Annotated in this window: 28 protein-coding genes and 1 pseudogene; 7 read left to right on the top strand and 22 right to left on the bottom strand. The window is 54.8% G+C overall.

Features of this window, described 5'->3' with window-relative positions:
* Positions 1-11: 11 nt before the first annotated feature.
* The gene (locus ACO06L_RS20685) at positions 12-1,166 is read right to left on the bottom strand and encodes an ABC transporter permease (RefSeq protein WP_202347440.1); all 1,155 of its coding nucleotides are present in this window, start codon (positions 1,164-1,166) and stop codon (positions 12-14) included.
* A gap of 36 nt (positions 1,167-1,202) precedes the next feature.
* Entirely contained in the window at positions 1,203-2,126 is a 924-nt protein-coding gene (gene osmF / locus ACO06L_RS20680; protein WP_202347235.1) for a glycine betaine ABC transporter substrate-binding protein OsmF, read from the bottom strand.
* A gap of 188 nt (positions 2,127-2,314) precedes the next feature.
* On the opposite strand from osmF, the gene ACO06L_RS20675 reads away from it, so the two are divergent.
* The gene (locus ACO06L_RS20675; protein ID WP_202347234.1) at positions 2,315-3,391 is read left to right on the top strand and encodes a TauD/TfdA dioxygenase family protein; all 1,077 of its coding nucleotides are present in this window, start codon (positions 2,315-2,317) and stop codon (positions 3,389-3,391) included.
* 49 nt (positions 3,392-3,440) lie between these two features.
* Positions 3,441-4,247: a substrate-binding periplasmic protein gene (locus tag ACO06L_RS20670; protein ID WP_202347233.1), complete on the top strand. Its 807-nt coding sequence runs from the start codon at positions 3,441-3,443 to the stop codon at positions 4,245-4,247.
* Positions 4,248-4,325: 78 nt separating this feature from the next.
* Here the strand turns inward: ACO06L_RS20670 and ACO06L_RS20665 are convergent, their stop codons facing one another.
* The 4 genes from ACO06L_RS20665 to ACO06L_RS20650 all read right to left on the bottom strand — a co-directional run bounded on the left by ACO06L_RS20665 (position 4,326) and on the right by ACO06L_RS20650 (position 7,437).
* Positions 4,326-4,994 carry a haloacid dehalogenase type II gene (locus tag ACO06L_RS20665; protein WP_202347232.1) on the bottom strand — a complete coding sequence of 223 codons (669 nt, stop codon included), beginning with the start codon at positions 4,992-4,994 and terminating at the stop codon, positions 4,326-4,328.
* A gap of 73 nt (positions 4,995-5,067) precedes the next feature.
* Entirely contained in the window at positions 5,068-6,003 is a 936-nt protein-coding gene (locus ACO06L_RS20660) for a M14 family metallopeptidase (RefSeq protein WP_202347231.1), read from the bottom strand.
* A 56-nt stretch (positions 6,004-6,059) separates the two neighbouring features.
* The gene (locus tag ACO06L_RS20655) at positions 6,060-6,461 is read right to left on the bottom strand and encodes a GFA family protein (RefSeq protein ID WP_202347230.1); all 402 of its coding nucleotides are present in this window, start codon (positions 6,459-6,461) and stop codon (positions 6,060-6,062) included.
* A gap of 106 nt (positions 6,462-6,567) precedes the next feature.
* On the bottom strand, positions 6,568-7,437 hold the full coding sequence (locus ACO06L_RS20650) for a LysR family transcriptional regulator (RefSeq protein ID WP_202347229.1): 870 nt from the start codon (positions 7,435-7,437) through the stop codon (positions 6,568-6,570).
* Between the two features lie 94 nt (positions 7,438-7,531).
* Here ACO06L_RS20650 and ACO06L_RS20645 point away from each other — a divergent pair, with 94 nt between their 5' ends.
* The gene (locus ACO06L_RS20645; RefSeq protein ID WP_202347228.1) at positions 7,532-8,035 is read left to right on the top strand and encodes a lactoylglutathione lyase family protein; all 504 of its coding nucleotides are present in this window, start codon (positions 7,532-7,534) and stop codon (positions 8,033-8,035) included.
* Positions 8,036-8,167: 132 nt separating this feature from the next.
* Here ACO06L_RS20645 and ACO06L_RS20640 read toward each other — a convergent pair whose 3' ends face one another.
* The 7 genes from ACO06L_RS20640 to ACO06L_RS20610 all read right to left on the bottom strand — a co-directional run bounded on the left by ACO06L_RS20640 (position 8,168) and on the right by ACO06L_RS20610 (position 11,689).
* Positions 8,168-8,539, bottom strand: coding sequence for a hypothetical protein (locus ACO06L_RS20640; RefSeq protein WP_202347227.1), 372 nt, complete (start codon positions 8,537-8,539; stop codon positions 8,168-8,170).
* 366 nt (positions 8,540-8,905) lie between these two features.
* On the bottom strand, positions 8,906-9,208 hold the full coding sequence (locus tag ACO06L_RS20635; RefSeq protein ID WP_202347226.1) for a type II toxin-antitoxin system RelE/ParE family toxin: 303 nt from the start codon (positions 9,206-9,208) through the stop codon (positions 8,906-8,908).
* Positions 9,196-9,453, bottom strand: a complete 258-nt coding sequence (locus tag ACO06L_RS20630) for a type II toxin-antitoxin system Phd/YefM family antitoxin (protein WP_022992576.1) — start codon at positions 9,451-9,453, stop codon at positions 9,196-9,198. The genes ACO06L_RS20635 and ACO06L_RS20630 overlap by 13 nt, the downstream gene beginning before the upstream one ends.
* 116 nt (positions 9,454-9,569) lie before the next feature.
* Positions 9,570-9,791, bottom strand: coding sequence for a GDCCVxC domain-containing (seleno)protein (locus ACO06L_RS20625; protein ID WP_227715943.1), 222 nt, complete (start codon positions 9,789-9,791; stop codon positions 9,570-9,572).
* Between the two features lie 141 nt (positions 9,792-9,932).
* Entirely contained in the window at positions 9,933-10,400 is a 468-nt protein-coding gene (locus tag ACO06L_RS20620) for a nucleotidyltransferase (RefSeq protein ID WP_227715919.1), read from the bottom strand.
* Between the two features lie 5 nt (positions 10,401-10,405).
* Positions 10,406-11,209, bottom strand: coding sequence for a hypothetical protein (locus ACO06L_RS20615; RefSeq protein WP_202347225.1), 804 nt, complete (start codon positions 11,207-11,209; stop codon positions 10,406-10,408).
* Between the two features lie 174 nt (positions 11,210-11,383).
* Positions 11,384-11,689, bottom strand: a complete 306-nt coding sequence (locus ACO06L_RS20610) for an NIPSNAP family protein (protein ID WP_202347224.1) — start codon at positions 11,687-11,689, stop codon at positions 11,384-11,386.
* Here ACO06L_RS20610 and ACO06L_RS20605 point away from each other — a divergent pair.
* Both ACO06L_RS20605 and ACO06L_RS20600 read left to right on the top strand, forming a co-directional pair.
* A complete protein-coding gene (locus ACO06L_RS20605) occupies positions 11,579-11,818 on the top strand; it encodes a hypothetical protein (protein ID WP_202347445.1) in 240 nt (79 codons plus the stop codon). The two genes, ACO06L_RS20610 and ACO06L_RS20605, sit on opposite strands and share 111 nt — an antisense overlap.
* Before the next feature lie 70 nt (positions 11,819-11,888).
* Positions 11,889-12,931: pseudogene (locus ACO06L_RS20600) on the top strand (IS110 family transposase).
* Positions 12,932-13,862: 931 nt separating this feature from the next.
* Here ACO06L_RS20600 and ACO06L_RS20595 read toward each other — a convergent pair.
* From ACO06L_RS20595 to ACO06L_RS20555, 9 genes are all read right to left on the bottom strand, one after another.
* Positions 13,863-14,486, bottom strand: a complete 624-nt coding sequence (locus ACO06L_RS20595; protein ID WP_202348739.1) for a DUF2931 family protein — start codon at positions 14,484-14,486, stop codon at positions 13,863-13,865.
* Positions 14,476-16,344 (bottom strand): phospholipase effector Tle1 domain-containing protein, encoded by a 1,869-nt coding sequence (locus tag ACO06L_RS20590; RefSeq protein WP_202348738.1) that lies wholly within the window; start codon positions 16,342-16,344, stop codon positions 14,476-14,478. The genes ACO06L_RS20595 and ACO06L_RS20590 overlap by 11 nt, the downstream gene beginning before the upstream one ends.
* Before the next feature lie 154 nt (positions 16,345-16,498).
* Positions 16,499-17,254 (bottom strand): DJ-1/PfpI family protein, encoded by a 756-nt coding sequence (locus ACO06L_RS20585; RefSeq protein ID WP_227716173.1) that lies wholly within the window; start codon positions 17,252-17,254, stop codon positions 16,499-16,501.
* An 80-nt stretch (positions 17,255-17,334) separates the two neighbouring features.
* The gene (locus ACO06L_RS20580) at positions 17,335-18,906 is read right to left on the bottom strand and encodes a transposase (RefSeq protein WP_202348737.1); all 1,572 of its coding nucleotides are present in this window, start codon (positions 18,904-18,906) and stop codon (positions 17,335-17,337) included.
* A gap of 113 nt (positions 18,907-19,019) precedes the next feature.
* Positions 19,020-19,322 (bottom strand): DUF2004 domain-containing protein, encoded by a 303-nt coding sequence (locus ACO06L_RS20575; RefSeq protein ID WP_202348736.1) that lies wholly within the window; start codon positions 19,320-19,322, stop codon positions 19,020-19,022.
* Between the two features lie 78 nt (positions 19,323-19,400).
* Positions 19,401-19,736, bottom strand: coding sequence for a hypothetical protein (locus tag ACO06L_RS20570; RefSeq protein WP_202348735.1), 336 nt, complete (start codon positions 19,734-19,736; stop codon positions 19,401-19,403).
* A 100-nt stretch (positions 19,737-19,836) separates the two neighbouring features.
* Positions 19,837-20,409, bottom strand: coding sequence for a suppressor of fused domain protein (locus ACO06L_RS20565; RefSeq protein ID WP_202348734.1), 573 nt, complete (start codon positions 20,407-20,409; stop codon positions 19,837-19,839).
* A 91-nt stretch (positions 20,410-20,500) separates the two neighbouring features.
* A complete protein-coding gene (locus ACO06L_RS20560) occupies positions 20,501-21,223 on the bottom strand; it encodes a hypothetical protein (RefSeq protein ID WP_202348733.1) in 723 nt (240 codons plus the stop codon).
* Between the two features lie 523 nt (positions 21,224-21,746).
* A complete protein-coding gene (locus ACO06L_RS20555; protein ID WP_202348732.1) occupies positions 21,747-22,535 on the bottom strand; it encodes a hypothetical protein in 789 nt (262 codons plus the stop codon).
* 754 nt (positions 22,536-23,289) lie between these two features.
* Here ACO06L_RS20555 and ACO06L_RS20550 point away from each other — a divergent pair.
* Complete coding sequence (locus ACO06L_RS20550) at positions 23,290-23,643, top strand: DMT family transporter (RefSeq protein ID WP_320407654.1); 354 nt, start codon at positions 23,290-23,292, stop codon at positions 23,641-23,643.
* Positions 23,644-23,671: 28 nt separating this feature from the next.
* On the top strand, positions 23,672-24,385 hold the full coding sequence (locus tag ACO06L_RS20545; protein WP_202348730.1) for an SGNH/GDSL hydrolase family protein: 714 nt from the start codon (positions 23,672-23,674) through the stop codon (positions 24,383-24,385).
* The last annotated feature ends 38 nt before the right edge of the window (positions 24,386-24,423 follow it).

Here is a 24,423-nt window from a genome sequence, read left to right as displayed (position 1 = left end):
CCCTTTTCTTGTCAGGCCGTCGCCGGTATCGGCTTGAGACTGGCCGCCAGCATGGTCAGCAGAGCATCTGCCAGCAGCGCCAGGGCAATCGTCGGCAAGGCGCCCAGCAATACCAGGTCCATCGCCGCCTGCCCCAGACCCTGAAAGATAAAGCTGCCAAAACCGCCGGCGCCGATCAGCGCGGCAACCGCCGTCAGGCCGATGGCCTGAATCGTGGTGATGCGAACGCCCTCCACCATCACCGGCAGTGCCTGGGGTAGCTTGAGTTTGAAAAACAGCTGCCGCTCGTTCATCCCCATGCCTCGCCCGGCATCCACCAGGCTTTCAGGCACTTCGGTAAGCGCGACGAAGGTATTGCGCACCATCGGCAGCAGGCTGTAGGCCACCAGCGCAAGCAGCGCCGGCGCCCAGCCAATGCCACGGATGCCCATGGCCTGAAGCGCCGGGAAAGCAGCCGCCAGCGCGCTGAGCGGTGCGATGAGCAGGCCGAACACCGCCAGACTGGGAATGGTCTGGAGAAAACTGACGGCGCCGAGGATAGGCCGGCGCCAGGCCACACTGCGAATCATCTTCAGCGCCAGCAGAAAGGCCAGACAGGCGCTGATGCCGACCGCACCGAAAGCCAGTGCCATGTGAGTCCAGAAGGCCTGCTCAAACTTATCCGGCCGGGCGTTGAACTCCCGAACCAGAGACAGACTCTCCAGGCCGTCACTCCGCAGGAACCACAGCCAGCTTCCACTGATAACCGCCAGGATCAACAGTTGCAGCCCTCGGCCACCTCCGAGGCGCCCCAGGATTTCGATCAGCATCAGGGACAACAAAAACAGCAGGCACCAGAAACCGGCTCCGATGGAAGATCGGGCATAGGGGGCTTCTTCCGGCAGATGCCGGCCTGCAAAGACCTCAAGCAAAAGAGGCAGCAGCGCCAGAGAGAGGCCCACCAGAGCCAGGAGCGGCAGGTACCGGCGGCGCACCGGCAGAAGAGACAACACAACGCAGCCCGCCAGAATCAGTGAGACCAGCCCAGCCCCTGCTCCGCCTACCGCCGACCAAAGACCATGCCCGGTACCCGGAACGATCCGGTTGGGTTGAATGACGCCCAGATCCAGAAGCCAGACCAGTGCCAGGGCCAGCAACCCCAGCACGGGCAGGACACGGTTCGGCATGGAGTTCGGGGAAACGGAGCTGAAAATCGACAAACCTCAGTCCTGGGCCAGGGAATCCAGGTAATCCCGGGCGACGGTATCCGCCGGCACACCGTTAACGGCCACCTGGCCATTCAGGCGCTGCAGCGTTTCGAGATCCAGCGACTCGAAGATGGGGGTCAACACCTCCCGGATCTGCGGATAGGTTTCCAGCACCTCGCCACGCACGATGGGTGCAGGTTGATAGACCGGCTGAACGCCGGCGGTATCTTCCATCACCTTCAGATCCAGGGCATCCAGGCCACCGTCGGTGCCATAGGTCATCGCCCCGTTCACATCGTTGTTGTTCAACGCCGCCGCGCGGAGGGTGGCCGCCGTGTTGCCACCGGAAAGAATCAACAGCTGGTCTGACTCAAGCTCGAAGCCATAGGCCTCCTGGAAGGCTGGCAGGGCACTGGCGGATTCCACAAACTCGGCGCTGGCCGCAAACTTGAAGGCACCGCCTTCATTGATATAGCGGGCCAGGTCCTCAAGCGTGGCCAGGTTGTTGTCACGCGCCAGATCACCCCGCACGCTCATGGCCCAGGTGTTGTTGGCCTCTGCCGGTTGCAGCCAGACAATGTTGTGCGCCTCTTTATCCAGGCGAGCGGCTTCCTGGTAAGCCTTGTCGGCATCCTTCCAGATATCCCGGTCGGCCTGGTCGTGGAAAAACGCGGCATTGCCGGTGTATTCCGGATAGATATCGATTTCTCCTGCCTTTATGGCATTGCGGACAATGCTGGTGCCACCAAGCTGGAGCCGGTTTTCAACTGGAATGCCGGCCTCTTCCAGGGACTGCAACACCATCTGCCCCAACACCGAGCCTTCGGTATCAATTTTCGACGACACCACCACCGGATCCGCAGCCAATACCGATCCGGACATTGCCAACGCTATCAATGCCGCTGTGCGGCGAAAAAGGGATTTGGGAGTCACGGCCATTCCTCTGGGTTTTTAGTTACCTATATCAGTCTAGAGGGCCCATCTACGAAGGCAAACGCGAATTGGTCTTGCCCCCGCAGGGCCACCTCGCCCAATTCAAAACATGTACATGGAGATATCAGGTTTGAATTTCAAAAACCCGCTGGGTTACGCTGGCTATAAAACGAGCAGCATGGTAGTTGAACGCTATGGCACAGCCCCTGGAAACACCCCGCGAACCAACCTCCACCGTCGCGCCCCTGAACCCGGAGAATGTGGCCCTGCTCGAACAGGAAGGCTTGGCGCTCAAGCCGCTGGATCCTATTGGCGTTGAAATCTACGGCGCAGACGTGCGCAACCAGCTGCCAGAACCGGCTATCAAGGCGCTGGAAGAGGAAATGGCAAATCGCGGGTTCATTGTTTTCAAGCACCAGGCGGGCCTCTCGCCCGAAGAACTGATTGATGCCTGCAAATGGTGGGGCGGCCGTGATATCCACTCCACACACGGTGTTCACCCCGCAACGCCGGGCCGAAACCGGCACATCTTTCGCTGCTCCAACGATGGCCGCCAGGGCATTCTCGGCGTTGGCCCCCAGTGGCACAACGATGGCAGTTTCGAAGCTGCCACCTTCTCCCACAGCGCCTACTACATGGCCCGCGCACCAGAGAATGGCGGTGGTACCCACTTCGCACACCAGGGCGCCGCGTTTGATTCACTACCGCCGGAGAAACAAGATCTCTGGGAACGGCTGGTGTCGGTGAACTCCGCCTCCAGCGTGACCCACCCCGTGGTTCATACCCATCCGATTTCCGGCCGCAAAAGCGTGTGGCTGCACCTGGGCATGACCGGCGCCGTAATCGAACGCCTGCCGGAAGAAGGGCTGACGCTCGACCAGCTGAAGACCCTGCCCGCCCCCGCCGACAGCTTCCGGTTGCTGGACGAAGCCGCCATGAAGGAACTGTTCAACGATTACAATGATCTGCTGAACGACTCCTTCAGGGATGGCTACGGCATTCGCTACGAATACGATACCGGCGATCTGCTGTTTATCGACAACTGGGCTGTCGCCCATCGTGCCTCACCGGAGGCGCACCTACCGGCAAAGCAGCAGGGCCTGCGCATCATGGACCGGGTAACCATCAAGGCCCCGCGGAACTTGGCACCCCACTTTGGCCTGCCGCAATACATCAACATGGCCGGCCCTCATCCGTTCAACAAAGATGGCGTATGGCAAGCCGGCGGCGTGGGCTTTCGCTGGAAAGACGACATTCGCATGCAGAACTAGGCGGGGCGGTTTAAGATAACCCTGTTATTGCAATTTGCTGGACTCTGCCATGAAAGCGCGTGTGCAGTCTTACCTCGCACTGATCCCTCTCTGCCTATTCCTGGCTGCGTCCCTGCCTGCGGTTGCCGAAACTGTCCTGCATGTTGCCTATGAGGATAAAACCCAGTTCCCCTACTACATGGGTGACACCGAAAAGGTTCTGGAGAATCCCGGCGCAGCCGTGGAGCTGGTCAGGTTGGTAGAGGAACGGATACCGGGGTTGCGGATCAAGTTCAGCCGATACCCCTGGAAACGATGCCTGGCCATGCTCGAAACCGGCCAGGTGGATGGTATCTTCAATGCTTCTTACAATGCTGCGCGTACCCGAATTGGCGAATACCCCCGACGGGACGGCCAGGTTGACCCCACCCGACGACTTACGACCATCAGCTACCATTTGTACGCCCTGCCAGATACCGATCTCGGCTGGAGCGGCGAGGCCTTCAAGGATAATGACCTGGAGATTGGCGCGCCCCTGGGTTACTCCATAGTGAACGATCTGGAACAGTTGGGCGTTTCCGTGATGAAAGTTCGCAGTTCCAGGCAAAGCCTCCAACTGCTGATCGCGGGACGAGTCCATGCCGTTGCCCTGCAATCCGTCACCGCCGATTTCCTGTTGAGCCGTAACGCCGATCAGCTCCCGGGCATTGTCCGGATTGAACCACCCCTGAAAACCAAACCTTACTATCTGATGCTCTCGCGGGAGTTCAAAGCGGCAAATCCGGAGCTTGCAGAGCAAATATGGGATGCCATCGGCGAACTCAGAGAAGAAAAGCTTGAGACCCTGGCACAGCCCTATCTGTCGGAACCGGGTTAATCATATTTTCGAACGCTGGTTGAGCAGATTGATATACCACCCCTCAGGGCCGAAGCCCCGAGCAAGTGGTTGTGGATTTCAATCCAGCCCCATCAGTTTGTCGGCAACCTCAACCAGAGTGCTGCCAGTCACATCGGCGGGGATGAATACATCGCCGGGCTCGCATTCAAGGCGATCACACCAGCCTGCCTGGGCCCCGGCTTTTTTGGCGCCGTGGCAGTCCCAGGCATGCACCGCAACCAGTGCCAGGCGCTCAATCGGGATACCCAGGCGCTTGGCAGCGTAGCGGTAGATATCCGGATGGGGCTTCCAGACACCGGCGTCCTGGGCGGTGATCACGTGGTCAACAAACCCGGAAAGCCCTGCCCCTTCCAGAAAGTCTCGGGTTTTTTCAGGGCTGTTGACGGTAAGGCAGCCAACGGATGCGCCCGCCTCCGAGATTTTCTTCAGCGCCGGAGCGGTATCATCAAAGGTAGGCAGCGTGGAGAACCCCTCAACCACATACTCAATATCACGCTCATTGAGCGTGTATTTGGTTTCCGTGCGGAGGGATTCCCGTGCGAGAGGTTCGAACGGTGCCGAGTCGCCGGCGAGGGTCAGTGCCATGGCATCGCGCTGGAAGCGCAGGAACCAGGGCTGCAGGGTGGTCGCTGGCTGGCCCACCTCTTCAAGCCGTGCCGCCAGCGGATCCAGATCGATCAATGTCTCGAGGACATCGAATAAAACGACGTTCGGTCGGTCAGCCATAACCAGCCTCCCTATGCCGTGTGCGTTCAGAGGAAGTGTAGTTCAGGTTATGGCTATATGCTGACCTGCTACATCATTCGGCGGTCTTTGAATGGGCCAACCCGTAATCGATCGCCGCACACACCGCGGCGGCCTGCGCGGCATTGCATTGCGCGGGGGTTACACGGGGGCTATCGGGGTAAACCTCGGTGGTGGTCCGGTAGGGCGCACTCGTAATACCGGCGCACAGGCCCCACTGCGTGAGCGGATACGCGATCACGCCCCGGGCGACCACGGGTGACCCGAAGATCTCGCCGCTGTCATCAGCCGGCGCAATATGCGTCACCTGCTCCACCGCCCTGATCAGTGCCTGCTGGAATTCAGGCTGTGGGTTCTCGCTGTCGTCGACCACATAAAAGCCATCGGGAATCCCGGCCGGCTCGAACGGCTTGCCGTCGCGGGCAGCCAGCGCCGGGCGAAACTCCGATTCGTCGGTGTCGGTGGTCTCGTGCAGGTCGATATGAATCAGGGCACTGTCACGAACAGGCGCTACCAATCGCATAAGTGCGGCTGACTCCTCCGCCCGACTGCCCTCGTGGAATGAACGGTTGGGATCAATCGCATTATAGTTCCAGCGATGAATGCGCTCATACGCCCAGGGACTGACACAGGGCGCAACCAGCAAGTTCACGCGGCCGGCATAATCCGCTGCGTGCTTATCCAGGAACTGTAGCGCGCCATGCACACCACTGGTTTCATACCCGTGAACCCCGCCGGTTATCAGCACCAGCGGCAGATCGTTATTCCAGCCGCGGCTGCGAATCGCCATCAGCGGATAGTAATCCGGGCCGTAATCCAGAGCGCCGTACTCTTCCACGTCAAAGCGCGAGCGCAGGCCCTCAATCACACTCAACACCTCCGCCTCGTAACTGCGCTGACGAGTCTGCCGTGACAACCACTCGGCGCGTTCCGCATCGCCCCAGGGAGTGCCGGGGGTGCCGATTGGGTAGGGTGTTGGAGCTGTAGTCATATCGCCTTTTTTCTCCGATAGTCGTCAATGTTTGGGGGCGGTGATAATGCCTTAATTTACTCTGGCAAACCCGCGAACTTTGGCACACCGCCAAAATCGCCATCCCAAGCCGCTCTGCTGGATATAAAAATGTGCGCGGTAGGCACCATGGATATTCTACTATCCAAACACCCTGCGGGGACGACGAGTAAACCTTCAAGCTGAGTGCTTGGCAGAGCTGAACCACACAACTTACAAAAGCTCTTGCTATGACGAGTGCCTGGCAGCGTAAAGGATGTCACGGCATCTTCACCGGCCAGCCAGGTCAATTTGGCTGACTGCGAGAACAGATTTGCCGCATGAGCAGATCCCGTGTCTTTTTGACAGTGTTGGCAATGGCACAGGTAAAAGCTCTCGAAGTCACCTTCAATCTCAAATCTCACGGTGCCGCACAGGCAAGAACCAGAATGAACAGTCATCGGATTTTTCTCTATCGCCTCTTACTGAGACACCTGAAACATCGCGAACAGGCAGCCCAGCGGTGAATATTATTTACAGGATCGGAGTGCTGCAGCCACAATCCGGTTAAAGCCACCTTTTGGCTTCCGCTATTATAGTCTTCATCCTCGCCTGAAGTGCCCGATGCCGGGGAACGCACAGGTATAACGTCTCGCTGACCGGGTTAGCGAGAAGATGAGCGTTGATGTGCTCAGACTTCTCAAAGGCCTCAACGGCATGTGCAGGTAAGACAGTAAAACCCAAACCCATACTAACCGGCTCCAGAATCAAACCGATCTGGTTTGAGAACCCCTTTCTGGGAAACAGGTTACTGTGCTGAAACTCAGGGTAATTGGCACCAAGAAGCAAGCTGGCGTGATGGCTCCCATCCGGGTGATCGATAAACCCGAGGGCCATCAGAGTGTCCCAGTCCGGTTCCTCGACAGTAGCAGGTGTTACCAACAGCAGCGATTCTTGCGCGACGGGCGTGCAGCTTACCTCGGCGAGGGTCGATTTCGACGTCATGAATCCGAGATCAACAGTCGACTTCGCGATCGCGTTTTCCACATCCGGATTTGGCGCAAACCGGTAATCGATAACGAGCTTCGGGTGCTTGCTCTGCAGCGCCAACAGATGTGGATAAAGCTTCAACCCGACACTTCCCGGCGACATGATCCGCACAATGCCTTCAAAGGGCGGATCCTCACCGACTGTCTGCTCCAGATTAGACAACGCAAAGAGTATGCCCTGCGCCTCGGTATAAAGCCTTTCGCCCGCACCCGATAGAGAAAACTGCTTACCCTGCCTCACAAGCAATTCGATACCGAGCTGCTCTTCAAGCTTACGCACATGCTGACTAACCCCCGACTGAGTCATGTGAAGGCGCTCGGCGGTTCGGGTGAAATGACCGACTTCCACCAATGTGCAAAAGGTGCGCAACCAGGTCGTATTTATCATCACATTACGTAATCTTTTGGAGAATAAATGATAATTTTACCTAATCAATGCCCATGTGTAACCTGCTTTCAGTCTGAACAGAGGAGGACAGTTAATGAGCAACGTGTACCCAAGAAACTTCTCACACATCGGCATATCCGTGCCGGATATTGAGCAAGCCGTAAGGTTCTATACTGAGGTTATGGGTTGGTATTTGATCATGGAACCAACCGAGATCGAGGAAGACGACAGCGCCATCGGAGAGATGTGCACAGATGTATTTGGCGCGGGCTGGGGCAAGTTCCGTATCGCTCACTTATCGACAGGCGATCGGATTGGTGTGGAGCTTTTCCAGTTTAAAAACCAGACCAACCCGGAAGACAATTTCGAGTATTGGAAAACCGGGGTCTTTCATTTCTGTGTTCAAGACCCGAACGTAGAGGAACTGGCAGACCGTATTGTGGCTGCTGGTGGGAAAAAGCGCATGGAGAAACCGCTCTACTATTACCCCGGCGAGAAGCCCTACCGCATGATTTATATGGAAGACCCGTTTGGGAACATCCTGGAAATCTACAGCCACAGCTATGAATTGATCTACAGTGCAGGCGCCTACCAATAAGCGCCAAGACAGTTTCAGGGGGCTTTCTGCTGCAGAAAGCCTCCTTAATTCAACGCCAGCCAGCATTCACGGCTACGGAATGGAGGCGAAGACGCAATGTGGAAGGCGCCGCCGTGACTGGCCTTGCAGGATCTAGCGCTCCCCTGCCCATTTCCCGTCTACATTGATGATCTTGCAGGGATATTCAGCTTCGTGCCTTTTGTTATTTTTTTGACAATCTATCAAAGAGTTCTCTATCGCGTGCTTTATTGAGGTTCTATTAGACTTCCAAGACCAGGCACCGACATCAGATTGAGCAAAAGCCTTGTGTTCGGTTGCATGGACATAGTCCTCCCGGTAGGACTTCAAGGCCTGATTCTTCATGATCGAGGCCTCTCCAACGGCCTTTTGCTCAAAAGACGGTTCAACGGTGTTGCCTGTGCTTGCCGCTGTAGGAATGGGTTGTTCATAGGTTGCACATCCAACCAGCAAAGCACTAACTGCGATGAAGATTCCCGATCTCAAATCTGACTCCTTGATTGATGTTAACGCCGGTGGTAAGGGGTGGCAGCGCAGTTGGCGTGCCGTTGATCACATTGTTAGTGGGTCATTTCTCCAAGCTCCCAATCAACCTGCTGAGATCCGACTCAACGACGGCCTGTGCCCGCACAAACTCGGAAAATGCCTGTTGTTGAGAGACGGCCTCCAATGTCCCGGAGCTCTTGATGGACTCAACTCTGCATCCATAATCCCACTAATGCTTTCGGTAAGTTTTGCGTGGAGCAGAGCAAAGCTCTGCGGAATGCATCAACTTGCCCGTTTGTTAAGTCTGACATTTGCCAACTTTGACGTAGCGAAGCGGAGACAAAGGCATCCGAGTGCCGCGCCTGTTTAGCTGTTCCCAAGCATGTACGCCCGAAGCTGTCGCTCCTCTCGCATGACATAGAGAATGAGAACTCGCTTATCATCCTCACGATAAAAAATGCGACACGGTGGAACCACTACCTCCCTGTATACTGAATTAGGGAGTTCTGGAGGAATCCGTCCGGATTGGGGAAAATCTTCCAAACGCTCGGTCTTATCGAAAACTTCCTGGACCAGGTGACTTGCGGCTGTAGGATTATCCAGAGCAATGTACTCGGCGATGGCCTCCAACTCTTGAATGGCGGGCTCCGTCCAGATTACTTCAGCCATTTACTCATTTTCTCTCTGGCCTCACTCTGGCTGTACGTTCTTCCCTCAAGTACAGCACGCTCTCCCCGTGAGAGCCCCTCAAGCAGCTCAAGTCGACGCTGCATAAACTCATAATCCTGCACATCAACAAGGTATGCGGATGGCTGACCATGCTCCGTGATCAGTATCGGCTCCTTAGACAAGTGTAAATCTGCAAGAATCTTTGTGGCTTGGCGCTTGAGGTTCGTAACAAGCTCAACTTTCATGGGCTCACCCTGATCCAAATTTATAGTGATACTATAGTATCACTTAGCGGGTGAGGCAATCACAGCTAACGCGAAAACGAAGCGGCGCGTCTCACGTGTCCGCCTTACGTGACTTGCTATGGGCCAGGAGCACAACACCCTGCCCCTTGCTGAATTGGCGGGCACGGTACTGTGCCGTATGAACAAAAGACACAGCAGTCGCCATGCTTGGGCTTCAGTAAAACATGGCACGACTCACACTCGTAAAAATACTGGCATGAGTCGGTAGGCATGGTTTCCGTTTTCTGATGGCCACAGTTTGGACATTTGATCGTTGATTCCAAAACCATATCTACCATAGCCATGCCCTCCCGAAAGGTATGGATTAGCCTAACCTACATTGGACCAGGCTGTGCACAGAAATCGACCAGGCCTATAACGCTTGCCATCAACGGTGACATAACGGCACCGGAGGTTTTGGCATTCGGTGCATAGCCTGGTTATGCGCTCTCACGGATAGCACGAATATCTTCGATATCCACCCGACGTGAGAGCGCGCTCTTATACTGGACCAAGTCGTCCTTCAACATTAGGGGAAGCTCAAGGCCCAGCAAATGCACGGTCGCATATCGAGAAAAATCTATGCTGAGCGGAACCCAGGTTTCGCTTCCGGCATCGTATATTCTTGGACCTTCAGCGCTACCTACCTCCACTTTGATGCCTTCATACTTGAACTGGACGTAGGTTAGATCCCAGCCTTCCTCTTGTCGGTGAGCGGCAGCTTTAGATACAAATTCATGGCCAGCCTGAACCACTGACGAAAAGTATTCACCGGGAACGAAAAGGTCGATGTCATTCAGATCGCGCTCAGAGCCATATCCCTTTGCTGCGAGTCCGCCACAGATCAGAAAGGGAATACTCCTATCCCTCAGTAACCTCACAATCCATTGGGCTGCCAAATGATGCACGCCAGCTACCCGGGTGGATTCGCTGGCGGAAGTGCTCCGACCTGCTCCTGCAGATCAATGAGCGGCTGCTGGCTTACCTTGAGGAATCCGTCGCGCGGTCGATCGAGATCCACCACGAGGGTGATAACCGCACCAAGGAGGGCAATCAACACGATGGTAGTGAGGGGGCTGCGCCGCTGGATCAAGCCTACGTTGTAGCCCACCATCCCCAGCGCCAGCATCGAGCCGCAGAAGAGGAGGAGGATGACCGTTTCGGGTACGCGTGCGTAGATGCCCGCCGTTACCCGCGTCTCGTTCAGGTCGATCGTCTCGTTCAGTGAGTCAATGAACAGGGCCAGGACGTCAGATTCAGGTGTGGCGCGGGCCAACTCCTCGGCGACTGACCAGAGCTTCTCCTGGAGCTCGACCGATCGCGCTATTCTCACTCGGACTTCTGCCAGATCGTCGGTTGCGATGCGCAGGGGAACGTACTCGCGGAGCAGATCCCGGATCTCACTTGAGGCCGGCTCTGGCAGGTAGCCGGCCCTGAGGTAAGTGGTACCTATGGAATTCGCCTCGGCCAGCACGAGCCCGCGGCGCGTGTCGAAGCGATCGGATGCCATCCCCATCGCGACCGCGAGCAGGAACGCCATAAGGGCCAGGAGCGAGCCCACTATCATGCCCGTGGGGCCTTCCTTGTCGTCTTGCGTGCGCTCCTGCCACCAATACCCGTAGCGGTAACCAACCTCGATAACGGTCAGCGCGAAGATAGCGAACGCTACGAAGACGCCACCGATCGGCAGTGAATCAAGTACCTGCTGGAAACTCACCTTCCCTCACGCTTCGGTAGTGGCCAGATTCGCGAGATGTCGCGAATAGCCGCTATATCTGGCATAGAACAATCCTTGTGTCAGGCCGCCCAACACTTGCATAACGGGCGCCCGACTACGGCGTCCGATGGAGGCCCTTCGGGCCGGAACAGACTTAATGCACTTGTTACAAGCTCACTCAAAAACCGGTCTCATAAAACTGCGCTTACAGCTTAGTACACAACGAGTTTCTTCGGCATATCGGAAGGCGGCTTGGCAATCCGAGTCTTTGAACGAGGCCTCACGATACTTTTCATAGGCTGCCAGCGACTCGAACGTGAATAGCGCGATAGCTATATTGTTTGCGCCCTCGGAGGGCAAGAAATACCCATGATGCTGACCGCCGAATTTCTGGACCAAAGGTATCCACATTTTCGAGTAGCGCTCGAACTCGGCGGCTTTGTAGGGATCTATAACGTACTTCAGATAGCAGGTAACCACTTTGAACTCCCTTTCAGTTGGCCTTGTAACGCTGAGCTTAGCGGCGACCTTGTAATGGAGGCGAAGCCGCAATTAAAAGGGCGTCCGGCGGCCATCAGCCGCGTACTGATGCGCCTTGATACTGATTGAGCCTTCTCCCCAGCCCAGCGGTTGCCCGCTAAGCTGGAAGGCGACCAAGCTCTACAAGGGAGAAGACTCAATGAACTTTTACCATAGCACCCACCGCCATTATTGTGGAATCGACCTGCACGCCCGCAGCCTGTATGTCTGCATCATCGACCAACAAGGCGAGGTGTTGCTGCACAAGGAAATCAAAGCCCGCCCGGAACCGCTACTGGCTCTGCTGGAACCCTTTCGCGATGATCTCGTCGTCGGTGTCGAATGCATGCACTGCTGGTACTGGATATCAGACCTGTGCGAGGAACACGGTATCAACTTCATTTTGGGCCATGCGCTGTACATGAAGGCGATCCATGGCGGCAAAACCAAGAACGACCGTATTGATTCCTTCAAAATCGCGATGCTCATGCGCGGTGGTAATTTCCCATTGGCTTATGTCTATCCCAAGGAGATGCGCGCCACCCGCGATCTGTTGCGCCGTCGTACCCGCATTGTCCAACATGGCGCTATGCTCAAGGCCCACGCTGTGAACACTCTGGGCCAGTACAATTTGCCGCCCAGCAAAGCCAACCTCAACAACCCTGGCGGTCGCTCACAACTCACCGCTGCTTTTAGCGATCCAGACGTTCAGCGCAACATCGATCTGGACCTCGCCATCGTCGACTGTTATCAGCACGAACTCAAAAAGCTTGAATGGCATCTGGAGCAGCAGGCCAAACAACACGATCCAGCATCACTCAATGTGCTGAAGACCATTCCTGGAGTCGGTCGCATTCTGGCCCTGACCATTCTCTACGAAGTCGGCGATGTTCAACGCTTCGAATCGGTTCAAAAGTTCGCGTCCTACGCGCGCCTGGTGAAGTGCAAAGCGGAATCCGCCGGCAAAGTCTACGGCACTCAGGGTAACAAGATTGGCAATGCTCATCTGAAGTGGGCGTTCTCAGAAGCAGCTGTGCTGTTCATTCGCAACAACGACAAGGCCAAACGCTACGTTGAAAGCTTCAGAAGCGGATGAACAAACCCAAAGCTCTGTCGGCTGTGGCCCACAAACTGGGACGTGCGGTGTACTTCATGCTCAAAGACAAAAGGGTGTTCGATGAACAACGGTTCCTGAAAGGTTAGTCACGCCACGGGCTGAGCAAGACGTCTAACTGGATCAGAAAGGATGACACCGAAGACTGCAAGTCCGCTGACTGGTACCCGATACCCAAGCGGTTTTCTGTCACCGATGTTGAAGCCAGAGCGACTTGATTAGCCAGCCCGTGGGCGTGCCTTAATACCATGAGCCAGTGCGCTTACACCGGTCCTGAGCCTGACACTAACTGGAGCCATGCAGCCCGACGCTTGAATAGCGCCAGTGACCGGTTAACCGATGAATGTCTGGTGCCCCTGACCCACCGATGGAACGACCGGTCAGGCTGTGGCCTAAAGCCACGTAAGAGAGCCCCTATATGTGTTTGCTGTAAGTGCCTGACAGCTCCGCGAGACTGACGAAGCAGGCGTTCTCGCTCATGGGGTTAGGTTGGCCGCTAGCGCGGCCAAAAAAATGACTATTGCCTATTGAATCCGAGAAGGCTCATATGGGTTAGAGGCTTTGCTTGAGATCATGCAGATCCTCTCCCCCCGGACAAATTATTGATTGCTCAGTGCCCTTCTGGGCGATAAGTTGAAAGCGTGACTTCTCTGAACCGCTCTCAATTGGACGAACTCCATCCAGGACACACAGAACCCCATGCAATGTAGCATCCGCTGCCTCTTGCATTGCTTTGGCTACCATGTCGCGGTCAGACGGTGATAACGATTTGAACCATTCAGACATATGAACAAGTGTGGGATCTGGCTTGCGTCCGGGTGGAGACTCGAAGTCCTCCAAGCAACCTTCGACGCCTGCATCCCTGCAATGTTTTTCCAGGGCCTTTACGAAATACTCTGGTTCCATGATGCCTCTAACGCCCGCCATCACCGGTGACAAAACCGCAGCGAAGCGGAGGGTTTGGCATCCGGTGCATGGCATGGTTATGTGGTGCCTTACACACTGGTCAGAAATAAGATTTCACCAACCGTCGTACCGAATCCCATTTTTTTGCAGGAAATCCGCTTCTCTTTCAAGATAACTCTCGGTACGACGAGTATAGTCTTCTCCTTCTTCTTTGTGATCGTAAGGTGTTGCCTGGTATCGCCCCACCTCAATGGCATTTTCCGCCCCGTTCATTATCCAGACAACCACCGTGCCGCCTGGTGCCAGGCCAAACGTCAGGTCGTTGCGAGGCATGTCAATGGTTTTACCATAGCGTTCAATTGGGGCGATTTCTTTCATTTTCTCTTCAATCTCACGCGCATTCTCAAGCTGGATCAACGCCCGGTAAGATTGCTGTTCGGCAAACGAGAACCACTTGATAAGTACCAGGCCCGGCATTGCCTGCCACTCGGCGTTTCCTCCGGAAGGCTCTTTCCAGCAACAAGAGACGCTGCCAATCGGTGCTCTCCAACCGATTTCCCCCGACACCGATTCCAGAATAAAGGTCTCGACCCATGCATCGTAATGCCGAGGCACGACAACGGAGATGCTTCGGTAGTCAGGGTCGGGGCCATACCTTGGTTGTTCCGATTCGCTCTGATCCGAACACCCAAGCATCGTCAGAACACAAAAGCTAATGGCAAGCGCCTTAATACTCATGGTATTCCCCCTCTGACCATTGTCCCTTATTCGGGTGGACGGTCCGCCGACCGTACTTACCGGGCTTAAAGGGGTGCAGAGGACCAAGTTTCAGATAATGAACGGAATGGTGGATGTATCGTTGCTTCAATAACGCTCTGGATTCCGGGGTCATCAATAGCTCACTGCCATGCCATACATGGGCGGCGAGATTTCTGGCGACCGTCATTAACTCTTGCGGAAGAGAAAGCGATGAGTCTTCAGGGTCAATAACATCGAAAGGAACGCCAGCATCCACCGCCAACTTGTGCATCAGATACAGCGGAATCCGGGAGTATTCACCCCGAACCTCCCGGTCCAGCCAAAGGCGAAGCGTGATGTCACCGCCCGGCAAACCGGGTGGGCGCTCCTGCTCAATATACAGAGTAGCCAGTGGATTCAGAGAACCAATCCAGCCCTCGTTTTTGATCAGCGCACGCTCCTGCAACATGCGCGAAAACTCAAAACTGGCTTCGGGATTGCGGCGGTCTTTCCCTTTGACCACCAACGGTGGGCGAACCTCAATCCTTTCGTGAAAGCGATCCGGGTAGCCCCCGCCAATATCGGAATGAGCCCCCGGCAGCGTCCATTCGCTGAAATGATCCGGCAGGTTGCCGGAGTCGCCGCGCAGACTGTTCAGTGAGAAGTTATGACGACGTTCATCCCGTGCGGCAAACTGGACCACCCGCTCAGCATCGTCCGGTCTGAGGTTGACGTTTATGCGTCCGGTTTCGGCATCGTGGGCGGAGAAGTCCAAGTTACCAAGATCGGCAACACCAGCCACGGTATCGAACAGTCCCACAAAGCGCACTGTGATCTTCTTCGGCCAGGGTATGCCCTGTTGTTTGAACGCGACGGCCAGCGCGCCGTTTTCATCCTGAACTTCACGGCTGATGAAATGCCGGGCCGTGGCCGCGCCACGGCTGAAACCGAAAACGTCAAGCACGAGTTCGTCAATGGGGTCACGGACAAGCCTGATAATCTCAATCGCCAGATCGCCACAACCTTGATCGACTTTCTTGAGCATCCCCTGCTCACCGAGACCCAGCCCCATACTCGGACCGTCGTCTGGCCACCCTGACTTAGTGCCTACGCCCGAGACATAAATGGAAGTCCTATGCGCCCGCTCCCAGTCGTCACTCTGGAACTGGCCCTTCTGATACATTCGCTCCAGCTTGGAGACATTGGTTTCAGCGTTGAGGTAACTACCCTCCATGATCTGCGACAGTTCGGCACTGCACTCATCCTCGGAGATAGCGCCAGCGGCATTGGCCGTCAGGCACTCATCCAGCTGTCTCTGATAGGCTTGGGTGTTATCCCGGTTGTTGCCAGTACCGTCGAAAAACAGGCCAGTCTCTACCCGGACTTTGGGGCGATCTTCTTCGTCGGGGGAATCTTTCTGTTCTTCGTCCGGCAACCCTTCATCAATCAACGCGCCTTTCTGCGCAGCTCTCCGCACAAACTCCTGTGGATCTTTGCTCAGCAACTCTTTGGCGGCCGGAGTAAGCTGGCCTTTATCATCCAGTGCGCCAGCCATGGAGAAGTCCACAACCGGTGCGGTGTTGGTGGCAACACCCAGTATTACTCGTTGATTACCGCTAACAATGGAACCACCATGACTGGTGGGGCTGCCGAGGTAGGCCACCGGCATACCATCGGCCAACGCCAACGGGTAGCCTTGGGTAATGACGGCACCGCAACCGGTGACATCGCCCACGCGGGCGATGGGTTTACCTTCAACAAGGATGCTGGAGCCGTTGGACATGATGGGGGAGGAGCCATGCCCTTTGATCGGGCAAACGTGCATGTCGCCGACGCAGGCGGCAATCAGGTTGCTCATGGTCAGAGTTCCTTTCAGTAAAAAGTAGCTTCCTGGCTACCCGTGATTAAACATGGTTCAAAACCCGTGAGTGTAGCATGGCTGGCACCACATAACGCCGTGGTAAGCCGCTGGGACGAAGCGCAGCGTAGTACCGGTCGGCTTCACCTACTGGTTAACTGCGCTTTAGGTACGCCGGTGCGTCCGGATGCAGCTCGAACCCACCATAACTAGTTGAGGCGGGATAATACTCAGAGTTGAATTGCACCTGTCCCGCTACTTCGTCTCCAGCGATACTCGCAATAAAAGCAAGCATAAGGTCAATTCCAGCTGATACGCCCGCAGACGTCCATATATTGCCGTCCCTGACAAAGCGTTTTTCCATCACTTCCACGTTGCCTAAAGCCCTTAGACGAGCAAGCGAGGCCCAATGCGTTGTTGCCTTTTTATCGGCCAATAACCCGGCAGCGTGAAGAATAAAGGCACCGGTGCATACGGATAGCACGGCCTGGCAATGTCGTGCTTGGCTCTCGACAAACTCCAACAAAACCCGATTTTGAACTTCCTTCCTTGTTCCTTGGCCTCCTGGAACTAACAGGTAGTCAAGCTTCGGACAGTCTTCGAAAGAAATCTGGGGATTAACAGACAAACCACGAGCGCAACTAATAGCAGTTTGTGATTCACCAACGATGAAGCAATTTTCAGGGCCGTCGGCAATTTTGGACCAAATTTTGAGGACCTCCCATGGCCCAACGAAGTCGAGCTCCTCCACGCCATCAAACACTAAAATACCAAAATTCATGCCCGCTCCTTGAGCAGTTAACGAGGCTGTAGAAAAACCCGATTCCGAGCCCGTTCCCAACGCCTCATTCCTGTAATTTTTATCGCGGCCATCAACTGGCCGATTCTCGTGATTTCGATGTTCAGCCATCCGCTTCGGCCTTTTGGGGCTCCTGGCGTCGGCATTGCTGGTTTCCAGCAGGCACTTTCCCGGGACTTCCGCCCTCGGCATTACGCCGCCATCCGCCCGTAATTCGCCAGCTTCTCAATATTGTGCACCAGGCAGTATAGCTGCCACTGGCCCTGCACCTTCTTCTTGCCCCGCAAACTGAAGCGGTTAAGACCCTTGTTCGTGCCGATGTTGCCGAACACTGGTTCTACCACCGACATGCGGTGGCTGTAGATCTCTTTACCCTGCGGGCTATCCACCCGGTGTTTCATCCAGTCGGTGTAGTTGGGCAGGCGTTTGTGCTCGATAGTGAACGACACTTGTCGGCCCTTGCCTTTCCGATGATTAGCGGCGTCCGGGTTCTGCATGCACTGGTGCTTCTTCGGGCAGTGACGGCATTGCAGCAAACGGCCCTGGAAATAGGCTCGGCTCTGGCCGTTCTGGTCTGCCCGGGTACCGTGGTACTTGAGGCTTTCGCCCGCCGGGCAAATGCAGGTTAAGTTCACAGGATCGAACTGGAATTCACTGGCCGGGATGATCTCTTTCCAGTCCGAGACCGGCTGGTTCTGATGGCGTTTGCCGTATTTGTCTTTCTGGTTCTGGAACTTCGGGTCGCGACTGCGGAATTTGTTGTCGGGCACGTAGCCGTTGATCTGCCGTTTGTGCAGGTACTTCATATTGGCTTCGTTGGCGAAGCCGGTATCGGCGGTAACGGTGGTGCCTTGCTGGTAGATACTGTCAGCGATACCCAGCTTCCTGAAGCGAGCTTCCACGCTCTCCAGTACCGGTTGCAGGGTGTGGTGTTCCTGGCCTTCGCCAAAGGCCTGGGCATCAATGATGATCTGGTGTTTCTTGTCCACCGTGGCCACGCCGTTATAGCCCTGGATCGTGCCCTTGCTGGTGGTCATCTTGGCACTTTCGTTATCGGTGAGGTTGCTCTTCACTTCCTTGTTCCGCTTCCCCCGGCCCATCCTTGGGCGGTTCGTCTTTAGGAAGCGATCGACTTTCTTTGCCGCTTCATCCAGAGACAGGATGGTTTTCGCTCGTCGGATGTCACGATCCAGTTCGGCTTCGGTCTCTGCCTCGTCCCGCTCGTAATGGGCTTTGAGGTGATGGCGAACCAGCCGTCGCAACTTGGCACGTTTCTCTTCCAGCTCTTTGAAGGTGCCAGACCATTCCTTGGCCGCGTTCGAGGGCATTTTGCAGCCGTCGATGGCGAAGAGTTCGTTACCCAACAGGCCCTGGTCGAGGCACACCAGCAGCACCTGCTCGAACAGCTCTTCGATCTCATCCGAGTGACTGCTGACGAACTTGGCCAGGGTGGTGAAATGCCGAACCGTATCGCAGGACAGGGCCTTGAAGATGATGTTGGTCTCGCAGCACCACTGCATCTCGCGGCTGGAGGTGATGCCCTTGGAGTAGGCAAACAGGATGATCTTGAGCAGGATGGCCGGATCGTAGGCCAGCCGGCCAGTGTCTTCATTGTGGTATTTGGGGTGGAAAACTGACAGGTCCAGCTTATGTTCGATCAGGTAATGTACCGCGTGTTCAAAGGTGCCGGGTTGAAGCTGTTCCTGGTAGTTGATCACGACCATGGCGTCCTGGTCGTAGTTGTAATGCTTAAAGCGGGGCATGCCGACGACTCCTTGTCCGTTTGCCTGATGCTACCAAAACCGAGGGGGATTTCGGGGTTTTTCTACAGCCTCAACGCCTGCATAAGCGGCGGCTGAAAGCCGTCCGGTGGAGGCTAGCTCTCCATGACGATGTCTTCGATTTGACCATCATCATCGAATGAAACGCTAACCACGTAATCCGTCACTTCATCAGGAAGAGTGAAATCGTATACCTCTTCGTCGTCCCATTTTTCTCTGAGGACCAGTAGCCCAATTACTTGCTCATTAGATGGTGCAGAGATTCCAAGATGTTTCTGCCAATAACTCTCGGGAAGCTCTTCCAGGTGATGCGAAACGAACCCATCAATCCCGTACTCGCCCGCTTCGGTGCCGGCTGATCGTTTGATAGCTTCGAGGGCTTTCTCTTGGTTACTCATTAATACACCTAACGCGGAGCGCACCGGTGGCCTTTACAGAGCGAAGCGGCGTAAAGGCCATCCGAGTGGCGCGAATTGTTAAGTGACTGTATTCCATAGGTCCAACATCTCGGCATAATGAGCTGCTGCTGGCGTTGTTTTACCTTCGCTGGAGACATTGGCCACCTCAAGATCGCCAAACACTTCAACGACAGCCTCAAGCTCCAGCTGCTCCAGCGACACACGGAACAAATCGCTTTCTTCTCTAACCTGGTGCTTCTCAGGCTTTTGAATCGGACCACGCTCAATAATGGCCTGGATCTTATTAGCGATCTCTGGATGCCTAGGGCGAATCACATCAATGGTTTCTTCCAACACCGATCTACGAAGCACATTCTCGGCTTGGGACAACTTTTTATATTCAGATTGATTCATCTTGGCACTTAACGCTCGCGTAATGGGCCGATTTGTGGAGCGGCAGCGGAACAAATCGGTCCCGTTGACGCATTGGTTAAGCTTGTCATGCGCCTGGCACCTAAATCTTCGTCGACTCCCGAGCAAAATCGAAAAGCCTTGGCTGTTGAACCATTATCACATCCTCCTCAAAGCTTTCGGGCCCAAACTTCTTTATATAGGTCACTTCATCTTTGGTAACGGGAAAGAGCCAGATGAAGTAGGTATCTGGATTGGTGCCATCGCATACCCAAATATCGTCAGCGTAGAAAGCAGGAAAAGAACAGTACAAGCCAGAAATATTTTTGATTGGAAAAAGGGAGCCAGGAACATCGTATACCTGCCCCATTTCAAGCGCTTTGTGTGTAGCCAGCAGATCTTCACACATTGCGGAAACTAAGGCATACCATTGATCGGATTCGTAAATAGAAAAGTACCCGAGCAGAATCTCTTGCCGCACTTTTCCTGTGGAGCTACCAAAAGCATGCTTTGATAACCCGCAGGTGCAGATCGTGGTCACTGATGGAATAGGCTGATCGGCGAACTTTAGAAGGTGAATTTTGGTGCCATCGAATTCGATAGTCTTTCCCGCACCCTCGTTTGGAATAGGCTCAAGGTTTCGCTCTATGTGCTCAATAATGGGAGGTGTACTCATTATGCTTCCTTGAGCTTAACGCTTGCAGCATGCGCGCCTACGGAATGGAGCCGAAGGCGCAGTGTAGTAGGCGTCGCCGTGCCTGCGATTGTTAGGGCTTCGGTAAGGCCTGGATAACATTAGAGATGTCCGCAGCTATCTGAGGAACCCCCGACATGACCGTCACTGCAGATGCAACAACAGATAGGGTGGTCCATATTTTATCGCTTAACGAACTTTCTGTGACCGCCTGCCGAAATTCAGGGTTTATAACCACGTGTCCAAAAGTTGATTCAACCGCAGTAAGAATCGGCATTGAACCTGAAATATGGTATTCGTCCAACGCAAGCAAAATTCGCTGAAGGCTGCGCACCAGAAATCCCTTTGCTTCCGGAGCGATATCGGAGCCTCGAACATCGGACAAGAGGTCGCTTATAGACTCTCTGATTTCGTCGATTTTTTCATCAGAGAGACTAGATCCATTGGAGAGTACACCGAGTAACTTCGATGCCATTCGTAAGTAGGAGATCGTATGCTCATCAATGTACTTATTGAATGTTTCCCATGGTTGCTCAAGATTTTGCTGCTTGAATGCGGCAGACACTCGTTTTATCCAATAGGCTTGCGTTTCTTTCTCCCCGGGAACCTGTTCCTCGATTGCTGCCTCAACCTCGAGAGGGAGTTCCATAGTTTTGCCTAACCGTGCCATTAGTAACGCATCATTAGCTGGCGAAACTTTGAGTAATGAGCCCCATACGTCCCGACACTTCTTCTTATTGTCGAAGTTCTTTCCTTCCAAGAGGATTTTGAGCAACCTTTCTGCAGGGTTCGGCATTCAATCTCCTAAATAATTTATCCCTAACGCCAGCGCACAACGGCGACCTTGTAATGAAGGCGAAGCCGCAATGAAAAGGGCGTCCGGCGGCCGCAGGCCGCGAATTGATGCGCCTTGTTAAGTGCTGTACTACTCAGCACGAGCCATTGCTGATACATCACGCTTTGCTCCTGCCAACCAACCCATAGGGTCATCCGTATCAATTCTGTAGTAGCAGTCTGGACCGCCCCCATGTCCTTCGCCAAAAGGAGCGCCTTCTTCAGCCCACAGCCGACCACAAACGCGACACTGAGCCACTGCCATCCATTTTTGCGAGTCTACGTGTAGCCTCTCTAAAGTCGGAGCAATCTCTCGCCAATGCCTGCAACGCTCAACCGCTTGATCAAAGCTTTCAATTGGGGCACTAAATTTCTCGCAAACACACTGCATTCCGATGCCTCCATTCACTTAACGCCGGCGTAACGGGCCGGTTTGGAGGCGCAACCGCGCTGGAAAACCGGTCCCGTTGACGCATTGGTTATGCTCAGGCACTTGGACCGTGCTGTTTTGGCCCATGCCACTCGAATACTTCCAATGTCTGTTGCAGGATTTTTTGAAGTCTCTCCATTGATTCCGGTGATACATCAACCTCCCCATAATGGCCGTCAGCCATTGTTGAGCCATATTTCGACCCATTAAGGGAGTTAAGGATGAGCACACCTCCGTTGGGGGCACTTACCATATTGTTTTCGACTGGTTTCAGGTCCAGTGGCTTCGGGTTTCTCCCCGCACCGAGACCACGAGATCTATCCTCTAAATGCTGAGCGGTGTTCCTTACTCCTCGAAGGTCGGGAAATGCTTCGCCTATCTGAGCGTGCAGCTCTGCAAGGATTTGCGGCGCACCCTCTTCTCTTGATAGCACCCCAAGGAACTTATCAAATGAATCAATAGCGTATAGAAAGGCTCGGGCGTATATGAAAGGTAAATTGTGTTCGAACTCCCGTGGTTGAAATCCATTCGACCATTTCTCTCTCTTGAACCGGACTTCTGTTTCAAAGTGGAGCTCATCCCAATGCTCGTGCCCAGGAAACCCACCATAATCTTGCTCTACCTCCTGCCTAATCTCGCTCCTTCGTTGGGCGTCTCGTTCCCAGTTTTCGCGGTCAGCAAATGAGGGGCGGGCAGATCTGGCTTCCGTGAACAAGTTCAGTGCAAGATTTGCCTCAAAGTACTGTGATTTCAATGATTGCAGCAGATTTCCGATTTTCCACGACCAATCCCGGTCCTCACTTTCGAGCCATGTTCCAGGAGTTATGATCTCAAACACATACATTGCATGTACTCCTCGGAGCATAACGCCAGCCATAAGCGGCGCCCTGACAAGGGCGTCCGGTGGAGGGCCATTGGCCCGGAACAACCTTAATGGCCTGGTTAGGTGTTCCCCAAAGTTTGCGGCTATTTTTTGTAGGCATAGTAGGTTTTTACTGCCTTTTTATCGCCATTTTCGACGGTTACTCGTAGCATTCCGTCGTCGATCGATATGTTTCCACAGGTACAACAGTGGCAACCGCCCTTTTCCAGCAGATCTTTACAAATGGGGCACTCTAAGTAATGGCCCGACCAGCCCTTTTCAGTTGGTCCCTGTGAACAAAACTCGACTCTAAAGTTGCTAGAAAGCTCATCTAGTGTCGTGCGCTCTGGGAATTTCACATTTACACCTAACAGCTAATTATACGAACGCGTTCGTATATCACCCGTTCGTAAAACTCCATTCAAACGCGCTCAAATAACAGTAGCTTCTTCAATAGAAACAACCGCTTGAGCACCAACCACCACTGCTACCGCCGGAGTTATACGCCCTCTTTTGAGCCACCCCTGCTCCCACCGTGGGCGTATAGTTCCACCCTTCCTTTTCCAACTTTCCAACCCTATCAGATAGTTACGTTCATTTCTCATCCTGCATTCCGGAGTTTTGCGAACGCGTTCGTATAACTCCGGCATGCACTACCAGCTTAGTGCAGTTTCCCTTTTCTGCAGTCACCCTGTAAGAAGGCACTGCCGGCTGGTATCGTCTGCTTCCCGATTTCGTGCGGTACTGGAGATTTGCTGTGAAAAGTTGGTTATTTCTGGGCATTGCCATTGTTGCGGAAGTAGTGGCAACCAGCGGTCTGAAAGCCAGTGAAGGGTTCACCAAACTCTGGCCCTCCCTGCTGGTGATTGCAGGCTATGTCGTGGCCTTTTACTTCCTTTCGATCACGCTGAAGGAAATCCCGGTGGGCGTTGCCTATGCCATCTGGGCGGGGATGGGCGTTGTATTGGTTGCACTTATCGGCTGGCTGATTTACGGGCAGGTTCTGGATGCCGCCAGTGTGATCGGGATGGCGCTGATTATTTCCGGTGTTGTGGTGATCAATGTATTCTCCAAGTCAGTCGCTCACTAGTCTGTCGGCATAACCGGAGCCCCTTGAGATGCACTTCCCTTTCTGGCTGACCACCGCACTGCTCTTCCCGGTACTGCTGTACCAGGGCAAGCAGGCGCGCCGCACAACGCCCAGGCTGCCGGAAGCGGGAGGCTCTCCGTCTGGTCAATATGGTGAAGGTACTCCGGCCAGGCGAATCCTGGTGATTGGCGAATCCACGGCGGCCGGTGTCGGTGTTGAAACCCACGATCAGGGCTTGGCCAGCCAGTTGGCGCGGCAGATTCACGAACGCACCGGCCAGACCATTGCCTGGCACACCTTCGGGATCAACGGCATTCGGCTCGGGGCATTGATTCGCAAACTGGAAACCACCGAACTGCCAGAGGCGGATGTGGTGCTGTTGAGTATGGGGGTGAACGACACCACGGGGTTCACTCCCCGTTTTCGTTTCCGCCGGCGGTTGCGGGAATTGCGCCAATTGCTCGCACCTCGGTATTCGGGGCCCATTCTGCTTCTCAGCGTGCCGCCTATGCACCTGTTCACGGCGCTGCCTTCGCCGCTTCGGTACGTAATGGGTTGGCGCGCGAAGCAACTCGACAGGATCTACCAACAACTGGCCAGGAACGCCTCTGCAGACTTTGCCTACCTCAACTACCCAACCGTGACCGATCCGGATCTTCTCGCCAGCGATGGCTACCACCCCGGCCCAAAAGGCTACGCATTTATTGCTGATGCCATAGCCTCGCGCATCCGGGCGTCCTGAGTTCCCTCTGAAACACAATGCTCCGAAAGAATAATGGG

Source organism: Marinobacter sp., assembly GCF_965229985.1.
GTDB lineage: Bacteria > Pseudomonadota > Gammaproteobacteria > Pseudomonadales > Oleiphilaceae > Marinobacter.
The sequence above is the reverse complement of the archived record's forward strand: the minus strand, read 5'-3'. Positions and strand labels throughout refer to the sequence as shown.

Bases quoted from the DNA above. Each gene is read 5' to 3' on its own strand.
- ACO06L_RS20685 (WP_202347440.1), bottom strand. From the start codon at position 1,166: ATGCCGAACCGTGTCCTGCCCGTGCTGGGGTTGCTGGCCCTGGCACTG.
- osmF (WP_202347235.1), bottom strand. From the start codon at position 2,126: ATGGCCGTGACTCCCAAATCCCTTTTTCGCCGCACAGCGGCATTGATA.
- ACO06L_RS20675 (WP_202347234.1), top strand. From the start codon at position 2,315: ATGGCACAGCCCCTGGAAACACCCCGCGAACCAACCTCCACCGTCGCG.
- ACO06L_RS20670 (WP_202347233.1), top strand. From the start codon at position 3,441: ATGAAAGCGCGTGTGCAGTCTTACCTCGCACTGATCCCTCTCTGCCTA.
- ACO06L_RS20665 (WP_202347232.1), bottom strand. From the start codon at position 4,994: ATGGCTGACCGACCGAACGTCGTTTTATTCGATGTCCTCGAGACATTG.
- ACO06L_RS20660 (WP_202347231.1), bottom strand. From the start codon at position 6,003: ATGACTACAGCTCCAACACCCTACCCAATCGGCACCCCCGGCACTCCC.
- ACO06L_RS20655 (WP_202347230.1), bottom strand. From the start codon at position 6,461: ATGACTGTTCATTCTGGTTCTTGCCTGTGCGGCACCGTGAGATTTGAG.
- ACO06L_RS20650 (WP_202347229.1), bottom strand. From the start codon at position 7,437: ATGATAAATACGACCTGGTTGCGCACCTTTTGCACATTGGTGGAAGTC.
- ACO06L_RS20645 (WP_202347228.1), top strand. From the start codon at position 7,532: ATGAGCAACGTGTACCCAAGAAACTTCTCACACATCGGCATATCCGTG.
- ACO06L_RS20635 (WP_202347226.1), bottom strand. From the start codon at position 9,208: ATGGCTGAAGTAATCTGGACGGAGCCCGCCATTCAAGAGTTGGAGGCC.
- ACO06L_RS20630 (WP_022992576.1), bottom strand. From the start codon at position 9,453: ATGAAAGTTGAGCTTGTTACGAACCTCAAGCGCCAAGCCACAAAGATT.
- ACO06L_RS20625 (WP_227715943.1), bottom strand. From the start codon at position 9,791: ATGGTAGATATGGTTTTGGAATCAACGATCAAATGTCCAAACTGTGGC.
- ACO06L_RS20605 (WP_202347445.1), top strand. From the start codon at position 11,579: ATGATGCTGACCGCCGAATTTCTGGACCAAAGGTATCCACATTTTCGA.
- ACO06L_RS20595 (WP_202348739.1), bottom strand. From the start codon at position 14,486: ATGAGTATTAAGGCGCTTGCCATTAGCTTTTGTGTTCTGACGATGCTT.
- ACO06L_RS20590 (WP_202348738.1), bottom strand. From the start codon at position 16,344: ATGAGCAACCTGATTGCCGCCTGCGTCGGCGACATGCACGTTTGCCCG.
- ACO06L_RS20585 (WP_227716173.1), bottom strand. From the start codon at position 17,254: ATGGCTGAACATCGAAATCACGAGAATCGGCCAGTTGATGGCCGCGAT.
- ACO06L_RS20580 (WP_202348737.1), bottom strand. From the start codon at position 18,906: ATGCCCCGCTTTAAGCATTACAACTACGACCAGGACGCCATGGTCGTG.
- ACO06L_RS20575 (WP_202348736.1), bottom strand. From the start codon at position 19,322: ATGAGTAACCAAGAGAAAGCCCTCGAAGCTATCAAACGATCAGCCGGC.
- ACO06L_RS20570 (WP_202348735.1), bottom strand. From the start codon at position 19,736: ATGAATCAATCTGAATATAAAAAGTTGTCCCAAGCCGAGAATGTGCTT.
- ACO06L_RS20565 (WP_202348734.1), bottom strand. From the start codon at position 20,409: ATGAGTACACCTCCCATTATTGAGCACATAGAGCGAAACCTTGAGCCT.
- ACO06L_RS20560 (WP_202348733.1), bottom strand. From the start codon at position 21,223: ATGCCGAACCCTGCAGAAAGGTTGCTCAAAATCCTCTTGGAAGGAAAG.
- ACO06L_RS20555 (WP_202348732.1), bottom strand. From the start codon at position 22,535: ATGTATGTGTTTGAGATCATAACTCCTGGAACATGGCTCGAAAGTGAG.
- ACO06L_RS20545 (WP_202348730.1), top strand. From the start codon at position 23,672: ATGCACTTCCCTTTCTGGCTGACCACCGCACTGCTCTTCCCGGTACTG.